The organism is Nonomuraea sp. CA-141351 (assembly GCF_050944675.1).
In the GTDB taxonomy this organism is placed as follows: domain Bacteria; phylum Actinomycetota; class Actinomycetes; order Streptosporangiales; family Streptosporangiaceae; genus Nonomuraea.
In genome coordinates, this window is the sequence record NZ_CP191982.1 from 11,072,430 (window position 1) to 11,090,441 (window position 18,012).

Sequence of the window (18,012 nt, forward strand, 5' to 3'; positions counted from 1 at the left end):
GCCTGTCTATTTCGTCCCCCTTAGTAGGCGGATCATGCACCTTGTGAGCTGTGTGCCCGGCGGACGCGCCTGACCAGGATGAATATGACACTCAGGGACGCGAGCGCGCCGACGGCCGCTGCGGCGGCGATGGCCGCGTGGACCGTGACGCGCTTCTCGTCCCTGTCGATGACCTTGATGGCGCCCGATTGCCCGCCCGCCAGCGGCCTGGTGGGGTCCTGCGCCTGGGCGCCCGCGGCGGTCTCGGTGTAGCCGGCCAGCTTGCCGGCCTCCAACAGGGCCCTGGCCGCGTTCACGATGCCGAAGCCGGTGGCGATGTCGTATCCTCCCGGCGGCCGGTCGGTGGCGCTGGCGGTCAGGGCGCGGGCGACCAGCGGCGGCGACATGTCCGGATATTTGGACTTTATGAGGGCGGCCACTCCGGAGACCAGCGCGGTTGCCTGCGAGGTGCCCCGCCCGACCCAGTACTCGTCGCCTGGGCCCGCGCCCATGATGTCCACGCCCGGCGCGGCCACCAGCACGGAGGAGTTCCAGTTGGAGAACGTGGCCCGCCGCAGCCGCCGGTCCGTCGCCCCAACGGAGACGACCCCGGGAAAGGCGGCCGGATAGGAGTAGGGGGCGTAGTCCGCGTCGACCTTCCTGTCGCCGTCGTTGCCGGCGGCGGCCACGAGCACGACGCCCTTGGAGATGGCGTAGCGGATGGCCGCCCGCTCCTCCCTGGTCGCCAGCTCCTTGGAGATCGACATGTTGATCACGTCTGCCCCCTCGTCCACGGCGTAGCGAATGCCCCGGGCCACCACGTTCTCGAAGCGCTCCTCCGAGTTGAATTCCCGGAAACCCGGCTCCTCGTCCTCGAGGATGACCCTTACTGACAGTACGTCCGCTTCGGGCGCTACGCCGATGATCCCCAGTTTTCCTCCGGGTCCGTGGCCGTGCCCGGCGATCAGAGAGGCCATGTACGTGCCGTGCAGGCGGAGCGGGGCGATCCCGGGCGGGTTCGCGCCCGCGGTGAAATCCTTGCCCACCCGCACCGAGCGCACCAGGTCGCGATGGCGTGGATCGACGCCGGAGTCGAGCACCGCCACCGTCACCCCGCGGCCTTTGCTGGTGCGCCAGGCCTGGGTCAGCTCCAGCGTCTTGATGACCGGCTGCTGACCGCCGCGCACGTCGTCCGCCCACGCGGGCGCGGCCGTGAACAGCACCATTGCGGCCGCCGCGACCGCCGCGCCCTGCCTCAGCATGATCCGCCTACTGCCCAGGCTCAGCACTGCCACTCCTTGGCCGTGCAGTCGGGCATCCTGGGCGTGCTGAGGTCGGTCAGCACGTGCTCGGCGATCTCGGTGGCGAAGGCGAAGATGGCGGGCCGCTGTTCGTCCGCCGCGTTCGCGGGCCGGCCGTCCACCTGGCCCGCCGTGGTCAGCACCAGGTACGGCCCGGCCTGCCGTACCGAACCGGTCTGCCGCACGTCAGGGGTGAACCGGTCGGCCACAGTGCCGCTGAAGGCCAGCGGATACAGGCCCGGCACGGGTTTGCCACTGTCGGAGAAGGCGGTCTTGGCGCGTACGGCGCCCGGCTCGTCGCGCAGGGCCACCACGCCGATCGTGACGAGCACGCCGCGCAGCGCGTCGATGTAGGTGGCCCGGAGCACGCCCCTGCAGCCGGCCTTGCGCAGCGTTCTGACCGCCTTGGAGTCGACGGAGTCGCAGGAGGTCTGGGGCGAGATGCCGATCCTGCTGGCACGTTCCTGCCCGCCCTGCTCGGCGGAGTACGTCAATGTGGCGGGGAAGATACGTCCGCTGGGCCAGGTGCGCCAGCGCTCGGCGACCTCGTGCCTGGCCGCCGCCTGCAGCTCCGCCGCGGTGGGGCCGCGGGTGAGCTCCGCGCCGGCCGCACTGCCCGCCACCCCGGCGGCCACCGCGCAGACCAGGGTCAGCGCGGAGGCCACCACGAGAATGGGCCAGGGCCGAGCGGAGTTCACCCCATCGACCTTAATAGGGACGTCCGGGGAACATCCCCAGAAACCCCTTAGTAGGCGGGCAGGCTCGGGTCTACCGTCTTGATCCAGCTCAGCACGCCGCCACCCACGTGGACGGCGTCGGAGAACCCGGCGTTCTTGACCACGGCGAGCGCCTCGGCCGAGCGCGCGCCGGACTTGCAGTGGAGCACGATGCGCTTGTCCTGCGGCAGCTTCTCCAGGGCCGAGCCGTTGAGGAACTCGCCCTTGGGGATCAGCGTGGCGCCGGGGATGGAGACGATCTCGTACTCGTTCGGCTCGCGGACGTCGACGAGGAAGATGCTCTCGCCGCGGTCCTGCATGCCCTTGAGCTCCAGCGCGGTGATCGTGGAGCCGGTGGCGGCCTCGGCGGCCTCGTCGGAGATCGCGCCGCAGAACGCCTCGTAGTCGTCGAGCAGCTGGGTGACCGTCGGGTTCTTGCCGCACAGGACGCACTCAGGGTCCTTGCGGACCTTGACGTCGCGGTACTTCATCTCAAGGGCGTCGTAGATCATCAGCCGCCCGACCAGCGGGTCGCCGATGCCCGTCAGCAGCTTGATGGCCTCGTTGACCTGGATGGAGCCGATCGACGCGCACAGCACGCCCAGCACGCCGCCCTCGGCGCACGACGGCACCATGCCGGGGGGCGGGGGCTCCGGGTAGAGGCAGCGGTAGCAGGGCCCGTGCTCGGCCCAGAACACGCTGGCCTGACCGTCGAAGCGGTAGATCGAGCCCCAGACGTACGGCTTGCCCAGCAGCACCGCCGCGTCGTTCACCATGTAGCGCGTGGCGAAGTTGTCGGTGCCGTCGACGATGAGGTCGTAGCCGGAGAAGATCTCCATGACGTTTTCCGTGGTCAACGCCGTGTTGTGGATGACGACATCGACCAGCGGGTTGATCTCGCGGACTGACGCCGCGGCGCTCTCGGCCTTCAGCCTGCCCACGTCGGACTGGCCGTGGATGATCTGGCGCTGCAGGTTGGACTCATCGACCACGTCGAAGTCGATGATGCCGAGGGTGCCGACGCCCGCCGCCGCGAGGTACATCAGCGCGGGCGAGCCCAGGCCCCCGGCGCCGACACACAGCACCTTGGCGTTCTTCAGCCGCTTCTGCCCCGCCATGCCCACATCGGGGATGATCAGGTGGCGCGAGTAGCGGCGCACTTCGTCGACGGTCAGCTCTGCGGCCGGCTCGACCAGCGGTGGCAACGACACTTTCTACGCTCCCGTTCCAGGGGGTCCTATCTCACCTTGAAACCTAGCTGGCGAGTGGGGCATTCCCCAATCGAGTCTCACCGATCAGACGGCGTGCTTCCGCCGCCACGACCTGCGGCATCTCCATCATCGCCACGTGGCCCGCCGTCGGCAGCAGCACGAGCCTGACCTGCGGGAACGTACGGTACGCCTTCGCGGCCATGGCGGGCCGGACGAGACGGTCGTGCCTGCCGTGCACGATCAGGGTCGGGGCCTTGACCTTGGCCGCCTGGCGCCACAGGTTGCCCTCGCCGCGGCGGAAGTACTCGGCCACGATGCCCCTGGCCGAGCCGATCATGGCCTCACCGGCGTGTGGAAGGTCGTCACGTCTGCGGAGCTCGTCGATCGCGTCGCGCAGGCGGAGGGGATGGACGCTGTTGGCGTTGGCCCAGACCATGGCCATGGAGGCGTTGATGCGCTGCTCTGCGGGGACCAGGGAGAGTCGGCTCGCCACCCATTCGCCGAGCACGGGGATCGCGGCGGCGGCGATGCGGACGGGGCCGTACCTGGGGAGCAGGTCGGGCAGGGCCGGGGAGACCAGCGTGAGTGAGCGGACCAGGTCGGGACGGCCGGCGGCGACCCTGACGGCGATCGCGCCGCCGAGCGAGTTGCCGAACAGGTGGGCCGGGCCGGTGTGCTCCATCAGCTCGGTCACGGCTCTGGCGTGGCCGGCGACGGTGTAGTCGCCGTCGGACGGGGCGGGCGAGAACCCCGCCCCTGGGAGGTCGAGGGCGTGGCCGGTGACGGTGTCTTTGAGCTCGCCCATGAGATCGGTCCAGTTGGTGGCCGACCCGGCCAGGCCGTGCACGAAGACGGCCTGCTCGCCCGTGCCCTCGCCCGTCGATCGGACGTGCACCGAGCCGATCATGCGTCCCGGCCAGTGCGGGATCGGCTCCGCCATCATGCGTCCCCCTTGTCGTTTCGCGAACGTCTCTTCTCGTTCCCTCAACGATAACCATCGGGTCTGGGCGGGGTCTGAATTCCCTACAGAGCAGACATCTGGCGCATACGCCCCCGAGTGCGGACAGGGGGACGTCATGCTCTTCACTTCAGCCGTATCACCGCGGCCCTGGCAGCCGCGGCCATCGCAGGAGGAGGGCTGGTCGCGGCGAGTGACGCCGCGGTCCTCAACCATCCCCGTTGCAAGTACGGGGTGCGGCACGTCAGGACCGGGCCCAACATCCGAGCCCGGCCCGGCGAGCGGATCGTTGACCAGCGCGGCAGAGGCTAGCCGGACCAGTGCGGCCGCGGACCCTTCGTGTGGGTTCGCGGCCTTTCGTGTGCGCTCTGACCGCGACAGGGATGTCACCGCACGGGACCCGCTCTGATCAATGCGGACATATCAGCCTATTTAGTTTCAAAAATGTCTAATGGATCTCATGCCAGACTAAGAGTGAGGTAAAAGCTGTAGCCCCCCGTTTGTGGCAGTCAAGGCCGGAAAACATGACAACCAAGCGGTACTCAGCGTGACAGCATGGACACTCACCGTTAAGGCGGAGCGAGTCGAGACGCGGGCATTGAGCACCGCCTGCAAGCGGAAGACATCCTCTGGGACAACAGAACGACGTCCCGGACAATGATGGCCGCCGTGGCGCAATAACGCATCCAGCCGGCAACACCGGTGAGCGTCAGCATGCCTGCCCTCACAACCATGGCGAAATGCAAACGCCGCCGGCGCGCGCCGGCATCACGGCAATAAATATGTTCGCGACTCTTCGCACCTCGGAGCGGCATCGCAAGCGAGGACATCACGGCTCGCGACACCGGCACGGCCAATAGGGAGTCCGGCCGGCACGACGACCAATGCCACTTACGACCGTTTTCCATCGCGGAAAAATCGGACATATCGTGCCATTTCATTGGATAGATGTCTAATGCGAGCAAGAAGAGTGTTAATGCATAGCAAAATAGGGTGATTCCTGTTTGCCTGCCCACCGCCTCGGAAATGACTTTCAGCGGATGACTCTTCAGCAGCCGTCCAGGGACCTGTTTTCAGGGAATCCGAAAACGTCGAGAACGGGGCAACAGATCCTTTAGGGGGAAAACGCAATGCCCAACCTCAAGAGTGTTATGGCGGGTCTCGCCGTCAGCACGGTGCTGACCGGCGGCGTGGTCGGCCTGGGCGCCACCTACGCAGACGCCACCACCCAGTTCACCGGCGGGAACTTCCTCACCGGCGACGACGACGATGACGACGACGCCATCTTCTTCACCAACGACGACGATGACGATGACGATGACGACCGAGGCTTCGAGGAGTTCTTCCCGTTCCTCTTCGCCAACGGCGGCTTCAACAACGGCACCGACGGCGTCGGCAACCGTGGTTGCCGTCGGGGCGGGGGCGGCTGGAGGTCCAACCGTCGCCACGTCTGCGTCACCGTCCACAACGACAACATCAACCTGAACACCCACCGTAGGAGGGACAGGCGCGACGAGCGGGAGAAGGACCACCGCGAGTTCAAGAAGAAGAACCACGAGGACCACAACCACGACTGATCGGGTGCCGACGACACAGGGATGAGTGCCCGTCTTCATAGTTGGTCATTGTTTCCAGAAAATGGATTCGGCCGGTGAATCACGGGCTCTCGGGAGCGGTCCGCGTTTCCTGCGCGGTTCGGCCTGAGATGCATCCTCCTCGTCTCCTCGACAATTCCTGGTGGGGGCTCCGCCGGCATCGGCCGGGGAGCCCTCACTGCGAACCTCGTTCCCTTTCTCGTTATTCCGCGCGCCGGGGGGATGGCGGCCATGAATGGCCCGCCTTTCCTGGACCATAGAAACATCTACCGTCGGGAAAGTCTGAATAATTCCGGTTTGTCGGCTATCCGGCCGGAAATATACAGAACACGGAAGGTTTTTACTCAGCGGCCATTCCGAGTCATTTCCCGACATCCCGGCTACGCCGTTTTCGGGAAATGTCGAAAACGGGGCAATCGATCCTTTAGGAGGAAAACGCAATGCCCAAGCTCAAAAGTGTTATGGCGGGCCTCGCCATCGGTACGGCGCTGACCGGCGGCGCGCTCGCCGCCGGCGCGGCGACGTCCGCGGCCAGCGCCGGTACCGCCCAGGTCAGCACCGGCGCGCCAGTCCTCATCGGGGGACATGGTTGCGGCTGGGGTCGCTGCGGCGGGGGCGGCTGGTGGCGCAGGCACCACCGCAACGACCGCGTGGATGTCCACGTCTTCAACAGAAACTGGAACTTCACCCGCGACGACCTGCGTCAGAGGTTCCACGACTTCGACAAGGAATTCGAAAAGTTCAAGTTCGACGACGAGGACCACGATAACGACGGCGGCGACGGCGGCGGTGGCGGCGGCGGTGGCGGCGGTGGCGGCGGTGGCGGCGGCGGCGGCGGTGGCGGCGGTGGCGGCGGCGGTGGCGGCCTCCTCTGAGGGCTGACGTCGTAGCCTGAGCCTGTGGCGCGCTTTCCGCACCACCCGGCAGCTCACCGACGAGGTGGACTCCGGTCACACGAGTGCCCGTATTCGCACGGATCAACATCCGCTCGCGATTACGGGCACTCGGCTTTTGTCCCCCGCCTTTCATCCCCCGTCACGCCGGCCGTGCCGCGTCTCCCCATCGCACCGGCCATGCCGCGCCGCCGGTCCGAGGCCGAAGCGGCCGCATCCCCACGTACCCCGGCCCAACCCCGAGCGGCGATCAGCCCGGAGGCTCGCACGCGACGGCGCGCCGGGCCTGGTGATCGATGTGGCCGGAAGCCGGCTCCCACCGCCCGGCCGCGACGCGCGAGGCGTCGACCGGCATCAGCGGCTCCCACGCCGCCGGTGGAGTGCACGGGCCTGGACGACCTCGTCGGCGAGCACGCGACGATCGCGGCTAATCGCCCGGACGCACACCTCCGTCAAAGCCCCTTCTCTCTCCCAGCGCGATGGCCTGAGGCGGCGCTGGGCGACCGCCCATGTGCCCGGGCTCGGAGGGCATCGAGCGCAGCGACGGCGAGCGGCACGGGTCAACGCGATAGACCACAGGCCGACGGGGTGGAACGATGCGATCCGCCCAGGCCGGGCAGGCCGGATCGACCTGAACTATCAGGGTGCGTGGGACGGGTCGACGGCACCCGATCAGGTCCCCACATGGGCGGCACACCGTGAAAGGCGTGGCGCCAGGGTGCTGGGCAAAAAGATGAGTGCCCGTACTCGCCGATGGATGTCGTCCTCCGCCCGGAGGACGACATCCTTGCGAATACGGGCACTCGTTCGTGCGACCGGAGTTCATCGCCTTGGCGAACTCCTCAGCGGCGCAGGGAAATGCGCCGCCGGCTCAGACCGAGACGTCGACTCTAGAAGTCATCGTCGTCAAAGCCATGGAACCGGAACCGGCGGTCATCGAACCGGCGGTCATCGAACCGGTTCCGGCTCTCGTTGAAGTTCTGGTTGTTGTTGTGGATGAGGATCCGGATCGTCTGGGGACGGTTACGGCGCCAGCCCCAGCCGCGTCCGCCCCAGCCGCCGCAGCGACGCCAGCGGCGGCAGCCGGTCAGTCCGGTGAGGACGGACGTACCGGCGCTGATCTGGGTGGCGGTGCCGGCGCTGGCCGCGGCCGTCGTGGCGCCCACGGCGACCACGCCGCCGGCCAGTGCCGTGCTGATGGCGAGGCCTGCCATAACATTCTTGAACGTTTTGGGCATTGCGGTTCCCCCCTAAAGGATCGATTGCCCCGTTCTCGGCGCTCCCCAAATCCAGTACGACCGGAATATCGGGAAACGCCCTCGGATGCTCGCTAAGCGAATCATCCGTATCCTGCATATTTCCGGCCGAATAGTCAGCAAACCGACATTGTCCAGTCTTGCCCGACACCAGACATTCACATGGCCCAGCAGTAACAGGCCATGGCATATAACCGCCGCCTCTCGCCGAGCCCAGGCGGGCTTTCCGGCGGAGGCACCCCCATTCGACGTCCGGCACCAATAAAGGCGCCCGAGCAAACACCTCGCCGGACACGGCAGAGTGAGGGCCCCCTGGCCGATGCCAGTGGAGCCCTCACCAGAATTTCCGTGGAGACGAGGAGAGCGAATCTCAGGCCCAGCCGCGCAGGAAACGCGGGCCACTCCCGAGAGCCGGGCATTCACCGGCCGAATCCACTTCGAGCGAACAACGACCGGTCATGAGGAAGGGCACCCATCCCTGCTCTGTCAGCACACGGTCACGTCACCGCGACTCAGTCGTCGTCATCGTCGTCGTCGTCGTGGAAGAACTTGTTCACGTGGTGGTCGAACCTCCGCTCCCTGTGGGTGTTGTGGTCGCGGTTGAAGTTGATGTTGTTGTTGTTGACGAAGACGTCGGTCCGGTTGTTGCGGCGGCCCCAGCCGCGGCCACCCCAGCCCCAGCCGCCGCAGCGACGCCAGCCGCAGCCGCCCCCGGTGAGGACGGACGTGCCGGTGGTCACCTCGGCGGTGCCGGCGCTGGCCGAGGTCGTCGTCGCGCTCAGCGCGAGCACGCCACCGGACATGGCCGTACCGATGGCGAGGCCCGCCATAACAGTCTTGAGCTTGGGCATTTCGGTTTCCCCCTAAAGGATCTGTTGCCCCGTTCTCGACGTTTCCCGATTACTCGGAAAACGCCTTTGGACGCCTGCTGAAGAGTCATCCGGTAAAGGTCATTACCGGGACAGAGGGGGTACAAACGGGAATCACCCCATTTTGCTATGCAATAGCCATGTTATTGCTCGTATTAAAGATTTATCTCGTGACATGTTATGAATTATCCCGATATGTCCTATTTGGCCGATCGCCGTGGTGCGGCCGTACCCGATTGGCACGCCGCACTTCATGCGGCATTGCAGCAGGGACAGTGTTCAGCGAGAGCCGGCGCGGACGGCTGGGCGTTGAGCACTCACCACCGGCGCGCATAGGGAGATACCTCATACAGAGCCCTCATCGGGCGGAAAAGCGCCCGCACACGGCGCAGACCGAATCCTCGTCGCGCGTGACGCGCCTTATGGGTGTTCCGCTCATGGCGGGGCGGAGCGATCGAGGGATGTCCGGGCGGGCCACGCGCGGCGGGTGGGCGCGGCGGGCGACTGCCCGCCGTCCAGGCCTCAACCAGGCCCGTAGGGGGCGCAGGTGGCCTTAGGCGGACTTGCGGGCCTTGCGCTTCGCGGGGGCCTTCTCTTCGTCCTTGGACTTGCCCGCCGCCTTCTTGGCCTTGGCGGGCTCGCCGGCTTCCCGCTCCCGCTTCGCGGCCTCCACGCTGGCCCTCAGCGCGGCCATGAGGTCCACCGCCGGGCGGGCCTCCTCTTCCTCCCTGGGAGGAAGGACTTCCTTGCCTGCCACCTTCGCCTCGATCACCTGCTGCAACGCCTCGCGATAGGCGTCGTGGTACTCGCTCGGGTCGAAGTCCGACTCCATCGTGGCGATCAGGGACTCGGCCATCTTGAGCTCCTGGGAGCGTACCTCGATGTCCTCATCCAGGAAGGCGAAGTCCGGCTTGCGGATCTCGTCGGGCCAGAGCATGGTCTCCAGCACGAAGACGCCGTCCCGTACCCGCAGTGTGGCCAGGGACTCGCGCTGGCGCAGCGCCACCTTGACCACCGCCACCTGGCCCGAGCTCTCCAGTGCGTTGCGCAACAGTACGTACGGCTTCGCCCCCTGCGCGTCCGGCTCCAGGTAGTAGGACTTGGCGAAGTAGATCGGGTCGATCTGGTCGGCCGGGGCGAACTGGAGGACGTCGATCCTGCGTGACGTGCTCAGCGGCAGGCCCTCGAAGTCCTCGTCGGTGAGCACGACGATCTCGCCCGACGCCAGTTCGTATCCCTTGGCGATGTCGGAGTACGGCACCTCTTCGCCGTCCACCGTGCACACGCGCTTGTAGCGAATCCGGCCGCCGTCCTCGCGGTGCACCTGGTGGAACGTCACGTCCTTCTGCTCGGTCGCGGAGTAGAGCTTGACGGGGATCGTGACCAGCCCGAAGGAGATCGCACCTTTCCAGATGCTGCGCATGGTCACTCCTCAGCTCTCAATGAGTCCGCCATGGGGCACATACCCGTCATGGGGCAACCAATGCCATACCCGGTCGAACCGATGCTGGCCGTACCTGGGGTACTACCCTCCGACCGCGAGCGGTATGGGCTGGAGGTCAAATGGGACGGCATCCGCGCCATCGTCCACCTTGACGACGGGCTGAGGGTGACGGGTAGACATGGGGTGGAGTACACACGGCGGTATCCGGAAATCTCGGGGTTCGGGGTTAAGAACGCGATCATCGACGGCGAGGTCGTCGCGCTGGACTCGCGCGGCAGGCCCAGCTTCGAGCGGTTGCAGCACAGGATGCACCTGACCGATCCCGAGCCGATGATGCTGGAGCTGTACCCCATTACGTACATGCCGTTCGACCTGCTCTACCTCGACGGCACGCCGCTGTTCGACCTGCCCTACCGGGACCGGCGGGCATTGCTCGACGAGCTGGACGTCGGCGCTCCCCCGTACTTCCCCGGCGACTCCGACCTGCTCACGGCCACGCACGAGCAGGGGCTCGAGGGTGTGGTCGCCAAGCGGCTGGACTCGCCCTATCGCGCGGGCACGCGCTCCCCCTGGTGGATCAAGGTCAAGAATCTGATCACCAGGGAGGTCGTGATCGGCGGCTGGAAGCCGGGCAAGGGGCGCCGGGCGGGTGGGGTCGGGTCGCTCGTGATGGGGGTGTTCACCGATCAGGGGTTCACGTACGTGGGGCACGTGGGCACCGGGTTCACCGACGCCGTGCTCGATGAGCTCTACCAGCGGATGCGGCCTCTGGAGATCCCGCGCAGCCCGTTCTGCAACGAGGTTCCGTGGCGGAACCGGTGGGTTAGGCCGGAACTGGTCGGGGAGGTGGCCTACACGATGTGGACCGACGAACAGCGGCTGCGGCACCCCGTGTGGCGCGGACTGCGGCCCGACAAGCTCCCCTCGGAGGTGAGGCTATGAAGGTGCCGGTCAAGGTCGACGGGCGCGAGCTGACGCTGAGCAACCTGGACAAGGTCCTCTACCCGGAGTACGGCTTCACCAAGGCGGAGGTCATCGACTACTACAGCCGTGTCGCCCCCGTGCTCCTCCCCCACCTCCAGGGCAGGCCCCTCACCGTCAAGCGCTACCCGAACGGCGTCAACGGCCAGTCCTTCTTCGAGAAGAACGCCCCCGACCACACCCCCTCCTGGGTGCGGCGGGTCACCCTGCCCGCCCCCGGCAGCACCAAGAACCGCGAGACCATCGACTTCGCCGTCGTCGACGATCTGCCCACGCTCGTCTACTACGCCAACCTCGCCGCGCTCGAGCTGCACGTGCCCCAGTGGCGCGTCGACGAGGACGGCGAGCCGCTGGCGCCCGACACGCTCGTGTTCGACCTCGACCCCGGCGCGCCCGCGACCATCGTCGAGTGTTGCGAGGTCGCGCTCATGCTGCGCGAGGTGCTGAAGAGCGAGGGGCTCACCGCGAGGCCGAAGACCAGCGGGAGCAAGGGCATGCAGCTGTACGCCGACTGGGACTGCCGCGAGGAGCCCTCCGACTACGCCAGGAGACTGGCTCGGCTTCTGGAGAAAGAGCATCCCGAACAGGTGGTCAGCGTGATGACGAAGAAGGCCAGACCTGGGAAGGTCTTCATCGACTGGAGCCAGAACAACCCTGCCAAGACCACCGTGGCGCCGTACTCGCTGCGGGCCAGGGAGCAGCCGACCGTCTCGACACCGCTGTTGTGGAAGGAGGTCGAGAGCTGCGAACGGCCCGAGGAGCTGGTGTTCACGGCGCCGGCTGTACTCGCCAGAGTGGAGAAGCACGGCGACCTTTTCAGCCGGGCGTAGGCTGGTTCCGTCCGCACCTTAAGGGGGACCAGAAGATGTCGGAGATGGACATACGCGGGGACGAGCTCTCGTACGACGTCGAAGAGGAGGAAGAGCTGTCGATCGAGACGCCCGAGGCCGACGCAGCCGATCAGCATCACGAGATACGCCAGAGTGCCGGCAGGCTGCGCTTCGAGCTGCCGCTCGACGTCGATCCCGCCGACGCGGCCGATCAGCACCGCGTGGTGGACCTCGACGACGACGAATATCGCTGAGTACGGCTCCGCGACGACTCGGCACCTGGGCGACCGAGCGACCTCACGGAGTGAGGCCATGAAACGGCGAGGGAGCGCCGTCGCCTGGACTGAGGAGTGGCGGGAGCGCAGCGACCAGAGCGACGAGGGAAGGCGACGGCTCCCCGGCGACCGAGCCCGCCTCCGCGAAGTGGAGGCCATGAACACGCGAGGGAGCGCCGTCGCCTGGACTGAGGAGCGCAGGGAGCGCAGCGACCAGAGCGACGAGGGAAGGCGGCGGCTCCCCGGCGACCGAGCCCGCCTCCGCGAAGGGGAGGCCATGGACGCAGTAGCGCCGTCGCCTGGACTGAGGAGCGCAGGGAGCGTAGCGACCAGAGCGACGAGGGAAGGCGACGGCTCCCCAGCGACCGAGCCCGCCTCCGCGAAGGGGAGGCCATGAACACGCGGCCTTCCCGCACGTAGGATGTCCGCACAGCCCGCTGAGAGACCTATGGAGATCCGTGTGACCGCAACCCCGGATGCGAAGCCCCGGGGCACCCGTCTGCCCCGACTCGCGCGCCGCCGGCAGCTGCTGAGCGCCGCGCAGGAAGTGTTCGTGGAGAACGGCTATCACGCGGCCGCCATGGACGAGATCGCTGAACGCGCAGGGGTCAGCAAGCCCGTGCTGTACCAGCACTTCCCCGGCAAGCTGGAGCTCTACCTGGCGCTGCTCGACCTCCACGTCGACGACATGGTCAACCGCTGCCGGGAGGCGCTGGCCTCCACCCACGAGAACAAACTCCGCGTGCAGGCCACGTTCAGCGCGTTCTTCGACTTCGTCTCCTCGCAGGGCGAGGCGTTCCGGCTCGTGTTCGAGTCCGACCTGCAGAACGTCGCGCCGGTGCGGCAGCGCGTGGAGCGCTCGCTGCAGGAGTGCGCGGAGATGGTCAGCGCGGTCATCCAGGAGGACACCGGGTGCACCAGCGACGAGGCGCATCTGCTCGGCATGGGCCTGGTCGGCATGGCCCAGGTGAGCGCCCGTTACTGGGTGACCACGCACGGCTCGATTCCGAAGGACGCGGCGGAGCAGCTCATGGCGCGGCTGGCCTGGCGCGGCATCAGCGGTTTTCCGCGTACGGCATAACCCGTTCGCTTGCCGCGATCATTTGCGCCGTTCGCGGCTTCGAGCCGCCACGATGGGAGTGAGCTGGCCCGTCGACTAAGGAGCCACGATGGAAATCAAGATCGGCGTACGCTCCGTACACCGCGAACTCATTGTCGAGACCGACCTCACGGCCGAGGAGGTCGAAGAGGAGATCAGAAACGCGTTGTCGGTCGAGCGTGGCGTGCTCGCCCTGACCGACGTCAAGGGCAGGCGGGTCGTCGTGCCGGTGGCCTCGCTCGGCTTCGTCGAGATCGGTGAGGACGACGCCAGGCCCGTCGGGTTCGGCGGCACTCTCTAAGGGCTTATGACCAAGGGGTACGGCAAGCTTCGCCGTACCCCTTGCTTGTCGACGGGCTGCGCCGATCCCGCCCTCGCCGGCACCCGCGCACCGCTCATCGCCTGGCGTAGGTCACTGGACGGCCCCGCCGGCAACAATCTCTGCGGCCCCACGCACAAGCGGGTGGCCGCAGGGCGGCCGCCCTGCGCTGAACGGCGCGCCCTTGCGGACCGGAGGGTTGGTTAGTGGGGAGTCCCGAAGAGGCAGGCGCGGGGTGGACGCGGGTGGAGAGCGGAGTGCCGCCTCGGCACGGCGGCCGGACAGGCCGCGCTCTCCCTCCGCAGCACCGGGCGTGAAGTCCAGCGGTTCGGCGTACATCTTGTCGTCAAGGAACTGCCGTAGCGGCGCGAGGCCCTCATGTCTGGCACGGTACAACCGTTCCGCGCCCCCGCGCCGCTCGATGGGCAGACCCGTCTCCTCGAGCGGCCGCGTCGATCAGAGGCCCATGGCGGCCATGCGCTTGTTGTGCGCCTCCGTCAATGTCGCGAAAAGTCGGGAAATATCGGCGGCGCCGTCCTCCGACACCAGCAGCAGCGCCAGCTCGGGCCGGGCCGAGGCCACCTGCTGTCCTTGGCTGAGCGCCTCGCCCACGAGCCGCCGCGCCCACAGCGCCAGCCGCCCGGCCTCCACGGGCGCGGCCTCGATCCCGGCCCTGACCCGCTCGACCGCGAACTGCGAGCGCCCCTCGTCCACCAGCACCTCGTCCACCAGTTCGGCGATCGAGGCATCGAGGTGCCTGGCCGCCTCACGGTAGAAGTCGAGCGCGATGGCGTCCCCCACATACGTCTTGACCAGCGCCTGCAGCCAGTCGGCCGGCTTGGTCTGCGCGTGCCAGGCGTCCAGCGCGTCGACGAACGGCGCCATCGCCTCATCGGGATCGGCCCCGAGCTCGGCCAGCCGGTCGCGCAGCAGGCGGAAATGGGCGTACTCGGTCACGGCCAGCTCACTCAGCGCAGCGCGGTCGGCTAGAGTGGGCGCCAGCGTGGCGGCGTCCTCCGTCATCCGCGCGTACGCGCTGAGCTCCGCATAGGCGAGCACACCGAGAAGGTCGACGACTCCTGGAGACTCCTTCATGAAAGGCAGCGTACTTCGGGAAATCTGCGGGAACATACTGAAGCTCGGCCAGCGTTGTGGTATCGAGTACACTGCTCTGTGAAAGTGCGACCGCACTGTGTAAGTTCGGGGGATTCCCCCGGATACCCCCACTCCGGGTGACGCGGTCGCTGATGACGCGAGAGGGCTGGCTCTACCGCGAGGACCCACGTAACGGGGGGCTGTTTCCGCCCGTCGGTCCCGGCAGGCCCGCCTTCATTTGAGAACTGAGGCAGGCCACGCTGACGACTTTCCGAGACCTCGGAGTCACACCAGAGATCGCCGATGCCCTCGAGACCGAGGGCATCGTCACACCGTTCCCCATCCAGGAGATGGCTCTCCCGCTCGCCCTGACCGGCCAGGACCTGATCGGCCAGGCGCGCACGGGCACGGGCAAGACCTACGCGTTCGGCATCGCCATGCTCCAGAGCATCGGCAAGCCGCGCAAAAACCGCAAGAAGCCCCGCGGGCTCGTTGTCGTGCCAACCCGCGAGCTGGCCGTGCAGGTGAGTGAGGACCTCGTCACCGCCGCGGGCAAGCTCGGCTCCCGGGTCCTGACCGTGTACGGCGGGCGCGCGTACGAGCCACAGATCGAGGCGCTCAAGGCCGGCGTCGACGTCATCGTCGGCACCCCCGGCCGCCTGCTCGACCTGGTCAAGCAGAAGCACCTCGACCTGAGCCAGGTCACCAGTCTCGTGCTCGACGAGGCCGACCGCATGCTCGACCTCGGCTTCCTGCCCGACATCGAGCGGATCTTCAAGCTGATCCCCGCACAGCGGCAGACGATGCTGTTCTCGGCGACCATGCCGGGCGAGATCGTCGCGTTGTCGCGGAAATACCTCAACCGTCCGACGCACGTACGCGCCGAGCACGAAAGCGGCGAGGGCGAGACCACGCCGCAGGTTCGCCAGCTCGTGTGGCGCGCGCACCGGATGGACAAGATCGAGATCGTCGCGCGGCTGCTGCAGGCCGACGGCCGCGGGCTCACCATGGTCTTCTGTGAGACCAAGCGGGCCTGCGACATGGTCGCGGAGCAGCTCGACACCCGTGGCTTCGCCGTCGCGGCCGTGCACGGCGACCTCGGCCAGGGCCAGCGCGAGCAGGCGCTGCGCGCGTTCCGCAACGGCAAGATCGACGTGCTGGTGGCCACCGACGTGGCGGCCCGCGGCATCGACATCGACGACGTCACCCACGTGGTCAACTACGACTGCCCCACGGACGACAAGACGTACGTGCACCGCATCGGCCGCACCGGCCGGGCCGGACGCACGGGCATCGCGGTCACGTTCGTGGAGTGGGAGGAGCTGACCCGCTGGAAGATGATCAACCAGATGCTCGGGCTCGACTTCGCCGAGCCCGAGGAGACCTACTCCACCTCACCCCACGTCTACTCCGAGCTGAACATCCCCGAAGGCACCAAGGGCGTCCTGCCCCACGCGCAGCGTTCGCGCGCCGGGCTGTCCGCGGAGCGCATCGAGGATCTCGGGGAGACCGGCAGGGTTCGCGGTCGTGGCGGCCGTCGCCGCGACGAGCGTGAGGAGCGCCCTGCCGCCCGTACGCCACGCCAGCGCCGCCGCACCCGTGGCGGGAGGGAGTTGGCGGAGACCGCAGCCGTCGAGACTCCGGAGGTCGAGCTCGTGGATGCCAAGGCGGAAGAGACGCCCGCGATCTTCTCAACGGACGAGATCGAGGCGGCCGCCGAGACGAAGCGGACGCGTACGCGGAGGGGGGCGGCTTCCTCTGCCATCGAGCAGGCGCTCGCCGACGCCCCCGAGGCGCCGGTCAAGGCCACCAGGTCGCGCCGGATCGCTGACGACGCTCCGGAGGCCGAGGAGGAGGTGCCGGTGAAGCGCACCCGCTCCCGCCGTACCGCCGCCAAGGCCGTCGAGCCCGAGACCGTCGTGGAACCCGCGGCAGTCGTGGAGCCCACGCCTGTCGCGAAGCCCGCGGCCGTCGTGGAGCCGGAGCCGTCCTTCCTCTCGACCCCGCCCCCGCCGGTGCGCAAGGAGCCGGAGCGGATCGTCCCGCCGAACCCGTTCACGGTGATCTTCCAGTCTCCCGACCTGGCCACGGACGACGACGACATCGCCCCGTCCGCAGCCACCGAGCGCAAGCAGCAGCGCCGCCAGTCCCGGGGCGGAGGCGGCAACCGCCGCCGCGCCGGCTGAGCACCATCATCTGAAAGGGCGCGCACCCCGCCGGGGTGCGCGCCCTTTCACGCACGTAGTGCCCTCGACTGTGTCGAGGCGCTGACCTCTGGGTATTGTTGCCCCACGTGAGTACGCCGCGATTCCTCGACCTGCCTCCTGGCGTCGCACCACAGAAGATCGAAACGCCGCAGGGCACGTTCGCGGCCCTGGACGCGCGACCGGTCAGTGGTGTGGTTGAGCGCTGGCCTGCGCTCCTGGTCCCCGGCCTGACGGGCAGCAAGGAGGACTTCATCGCGGTCCTGATGACCTTGGCCCAGTCGGGGCGCAGGGTGGTGGCCATCGACCAGCGCGGCCAGTACGAGACGCTGGGCCCCGACGACCCGGCGGCCTACACCTGCCCCGCTCTCGGCGCCGACGTCGACGCTCTCGCCCAGGTCATCGGCGGCGGAGACCCCGTTCACCTGGTGGGCCACTCGTTCGGCGGCCTGGTGGCCAGGGAGGCCGTGATCGACGGGCGCACACATTTCGCGTCCTTCACGCTGATGGGGTCGGGGCCTGCGGCCATCGAGGGCAGGCGGGCGATCAACGGCAAGAAGCTCATGGAAGAGGTGCAGGCGTTCGGCCTGGAGCACGTGTGGCACCACAGGCTCGAGCCCGAGGCGCTGGCAGGCGACGTGTCCGACGAGATCCTGGCGTTCCTGCGCAGGCGCCTGCTCACCAACTCGCCGACCGGGCTGGCGTGCATGGCCGAGCAGGTGCTGAGCATGTACGACCGCACCGACGAGCTGCGTGAGATCGAGGTGCCCACGCTCGTGCTGTACGGCGAGCACGACGACGGGTGGCCGCCCGAGGCGCAGTCGGAGATGGCGGCCAGGCTGGGCGCCGAGTGCGTGGTGGTGCCCGGCGCCGTCCACTCCCCGGCCGTCGAGGCGCCGGAGACGACGGCGGCGGCGCTGGTGCGGTTCTGGAACGCGGCCGAGAAGCACTACTTGGACACAAGGTCCAATGTCATGTAATTCTCTA

At 67.8% G+C, this 18,012-nt stretch carries 17 protein-coding genes; 9 read left to right on the forward strand and 8 right to left on the reverse strand.

The window, feature by feature from the left end; genetic code table 11:
• Positions 1-32: 32 nt before the first annotated feature.
• Genes ACQPWU_RS51940 through ACQPWU_RS51955 form a run of 4 tightly spaced genes read right to left on the reverse strand, consistent with a single transcriptional unit; the run spans position 33 to position 4,150 of the window.
• Positions 33-1,268, reverse strand: coding sequence for a S8 family serine peptidase (locus ACQPWU_RS51940; protein ID WP_433434156.1), 1,236 nt, complete (start codon positions 1,266-1,268; stop codon positions 33-35).
• Positions 1,262-1,978 carry a hypothetical protein gene (locus ACQPWU_RS51945; protein WP_433434159.1) on the reverse strand — a complete coding sequence of 239 codons (717 nt, stop codon included), beginning with the start codon at positions 1,976-1,978 and terminating at the stop codon, positions 1,262-1,264. Before ACQPWU_RS51945 ends, ACQPWU_RS51940 begins: the two co-directional genes overlap by 7 nt.
• A 47-nt stretch (positions 1,979-2,025) precedes the next feature.
• Positions 2,026-3,207: an adenylyltransferase/sulfurtransferase MoeZ gene (gene moeZ, locus ACQPWU_RS51950; protein ID WP_360710588.1), complete on the reverse strand. Its 1,182-nt coding sequence runs from the start codon at positions 3,205-3,207 to the stop codon at positions 2,026-2,028.
• Positions 3,208-3,250: 43 nt separating this feature from the next.
• Positions 3,251-4,150, reverse strand: a complete 900-nt coding sequence (locus tag ACQPWU_RS51955; RefSeq protein WP_433434161.1) for an alpha/beta fold hydrolase — start codon at positions 4,148-4,150, stop codon at positions 3,251-3,253.
• A 1,145-nt stretch (positions 4,151-5,295) separates the two neighbouring features.
• On the opposite strand from ACQPWU_RS51955, the gene ACQPWU_RS51960 reads away from it, so the two are divergent.
• Together ACQPWU_RS51960 and ACQPWU_RS51965 are read left to right on the forward strand one after the other, a co-directional pair.
• Entirely contained in the window at positions 5,296-5,742 is a 447-nt protein-coding gene (locus ACQPWU_RS51960) for a hypothetical protein (RefSeq protein ID WP_433434164.1), read from the forward strand.
• Positions 5,743-6,200: 458 nt separating this feature from the next.
• Positions 6,201-6,635 (forward strand): hypothetical protein, encoded by a 435-nt coding sequence (locus tag ACQPWU_RS51965; RefSeq protein ID WP_433434166.1) that lies wholly within the window; start codon positions 6,201-6,203, stop codon positions 6,633-6,635.
• A gap of 908 nt (positions 6,636-7,543) precedes the next feature.
• Here ACQPWU_RS51965 and ACQPWU_RS51970 read toward each other — a convergent pair.
• From ACQPWU_RS51970 to ACQPWU_RS51980, 3 genes are all read right to left on the reverse strand, one after another.
• Complete coding sequence (locus ACQPWU_RS51970; RefSeq protein WP_360704961.1) at positions 7,544-7,867, reverse strand: hypothetical protein; 324 nt, start codon at positions 7,865-7,867, stop codon at positions 7,544-7,546.
• A gap of 554 nt (positions 7,868-8,421) precedes the next feature.
• Positions 8,422-8,760 (reverse strand): hypothetical protein, encoded by a 339-nt coding sequence (locus ACQPWU_RS51975; protein ID WP_433434169.1) that lies wholly within the window; start codon positions 8,758-8,760, stop codon positions 8,422-8,424.
• A 571-nt stretch (positions 8,761-9,331) separates the two neighbouring features.
• Positions 9,332-10,201, reverse strand: coding sequence for a Ku protein (locus tag ACQPWU_RS51980; protein WP_433434171.1), 870 nt, complete (start codon positions 10,199-10,201; stop codon positions 9,332-9,334).
• A gap of 60 nt (positions 10,202-10,261) precedes the next feature.
• On the opposite strand from ACQPWU_RS51980, the gene ligD (ACQPWU_RS51985) reads away from it, so the two are divergent.
• The 5 genes from ligD (ACQPWU_RS51985) (at position 10,262) to ACQPWU_RS52005 (ending at position 13,708) form a co-directional block, all read left to right on the forward strand.
• Positions 10,262-11,164, forward strand: coding sequence for a non-homologous end-joining DNA ligase (gene ligD, locus ACQPWU_RS51985; protein ID WP_433434174.1), 903 nt, complete (start codon positions 10,262-10,264; stop codon positions 11,162-11,164).
• On the forward strand, positions 11,161-12,033 hold the full coding sequence (gene ligD, locus ACQPWU_RS51990) for a non-homologous end-joining DNA ligase (protein ID WP_433434177.1): 873 nt from the start codon (positions 11,161-11,163) through the stop codon (positions 12,031-12,033). The genes ligD (ACQPWU_RS51985) and ligD (ACQPWU_RS51990) overlap by 4 nt, the downstream gene beginning before the upstream one ends.
• Positions 12,034-12,077: 44 nt before the next feature.
• Positions 12,078-12,287: a hypothetical protein gene (locus tag ACQPWU_RS51995; RefSeq protein ID WP_360704975.1), complete on the forward strand. Its 210-nt coding sequence runs from the start codon at positions 12,078-12,080 to the stop codon at positions 12,285-12,287.
• Positions 12,288-12,768: 481 nt separating this feature from the next.
• Positions 12,769-13,389, forward strand: coding sequence for a TetR/AcrR family transcriptional regulator (locus ACQPWU_RS52000; RefSeq protein ID WP_360704978.1), 621 nt, complete (start codon positions 12,769-12,771; stop codon positions 13,387-13,389).
• 88 nt (positions 13,390-13,477) lie between these two features.
• A complete protein-coding gene (locus ACQPWU_RS52005) occupies positions 13,478-13,708 on the forward strand; it encodes a DUF3107 domain-containing protein (RefSeq protein ID WP_433434181.1) in 231 nt (76 codons plus the stop codon).
• A gap of 474 nt (positions 13,709-14,182) precedes the next feature.
• On the opposite strand, the gene ACQPWU_RS52010 is transcribed toward ACQPWU_RS52005, so the two are convergent.
• Complete coding sequence (locus tag ACQPWU_RS52010) at positions 14,183-14,821, reverse strand: ferritin-like fold-containing protein (protein WP_433434184.1); 639 nt, start codon at positions 14,819-14,821, stop codon at positions 14,183-14,185.
• 350 nt (positions 14,822-15,171) lie between these two features.
• Between ACQPWU_RS52010 and ACQPWU_RS52015 the strand changes: the two genes are divergently transcribed.
• Positions 15,172-17,007: a DEAD/DEAH box helicase gene (locus ACQPWU_RS52015; RefSeq protein WP_433434187.1), complete on the forward strand. Its 1,836-nt coding sequence runs from the start codon at positions 15,172-15,174 to the stop codon at positions 17,005-17,007.
• Between the two features lie 107 nt (positions 17,008-17,114).
• The gene (locus tag ACQPWU_RS52020) at positions 17,115-18,005 is read left to right on the forward strand and encodes an alpha/beta fold hydrolase (RefSeq protein WP_433434190.1); all 891 of its coding nucleotides are present in this window, start codon (positions 17,115-17,117) and stop codon (positions 18,003-18,005) included.
• Positions 18,006-18,012: the final 7 nt, after the last annotated feature.

Excerpts from the sequence above, each read along its gene's own strand:
- ACQPWU_RS51955 (WP_433434161.1), bottom strand. The coding sequence starts at position 4,150 with ATGATGGCGGAGCCGATCCCGCACTGGCCGGGACGCATGATCGGCTCG.
- ACQPWU_RS51960 (WP_433434164.1), top strand. The coding sequence starts at position 5,296 with ATGCCCAACCTCAAGAGTGTTATGGCGGGTCTCGCCGTCAGCACGGTG.
- ACQPWU_RS51965 (WP_433434166.1), top strand. The coding sequence starts at position 6,201 with ATGCCCAAGCTCAAAAGTGTTATGGCGGGCCTCGCCATCGGTACGGCG.
- ACQPWU_RS51970 (WP_360704961.1), bottom strand. The coding sequence starts at position 7,867 with ATGGCAGGCCTCGCCATCAGCACGGCACTGGCCGGCGGCGTGGTCGCC.
- ACQPWU_RS51975 (WP_433434169.1), bottom strand. The coding sequence starts at position 8,760 with ATGCCCAAGCTCAAGACTGTTATGGCGGGCCTCGCCATCGGTACGGCC.
- ACQPWU_RS51980 (WP_433434171.1), bottom strand. The coding sequence starts at position 10,201 with ATGCGCAGCATCTGGAAAGGTGCGATCTCCTTCGGGCTGGTCACGATC.
- ligD (WP_433434174.1), top strand. The coding sequence starts at position 10,262 with ATGCCATACCCGGTCGAACCGATGCTGGCCGTACCTGGGGTACTACCC.
- ligD (WP_433434177.1), top strand. The coding sequence starts at position 11,161 with ATGAAGGTGCCGGTCAAGGTCGACGGGCGCGAGCTGACGCTGAGCAAC.
- ACQPWU_RS51995 (WP_360704975.1), top strand. The coding sequence starts at position 12,078 with ATGGACATACGCGGGGACGAGCTCTCGTACGACGTCGAAGAGGAGGAA.
- ACQPWU_RS52005 (WP_433434181.1), top strand. The coding sequence starts at position 13,478 with ATGGAAATCAAGATCGGCGTACGCTCCGTACACCGCGAACTCATTGTC.
- ACQPWU_RS52010 (WP_433434184.1), bottom strand. The coding sequence starts at position 14,821 with ATGAAGGAGTCTCCAGGAGTCGTCGACCTTCTCGGTGTGCTCGCCTAT.
- ACQPWU_RS52015 (WP_433434187.1), top strand. The coding sequence starts at position 15,172 with ATGGCTCTCCCGCTCGCCCTGACCGGCCAGGACCTGATCGGCCAGGCG.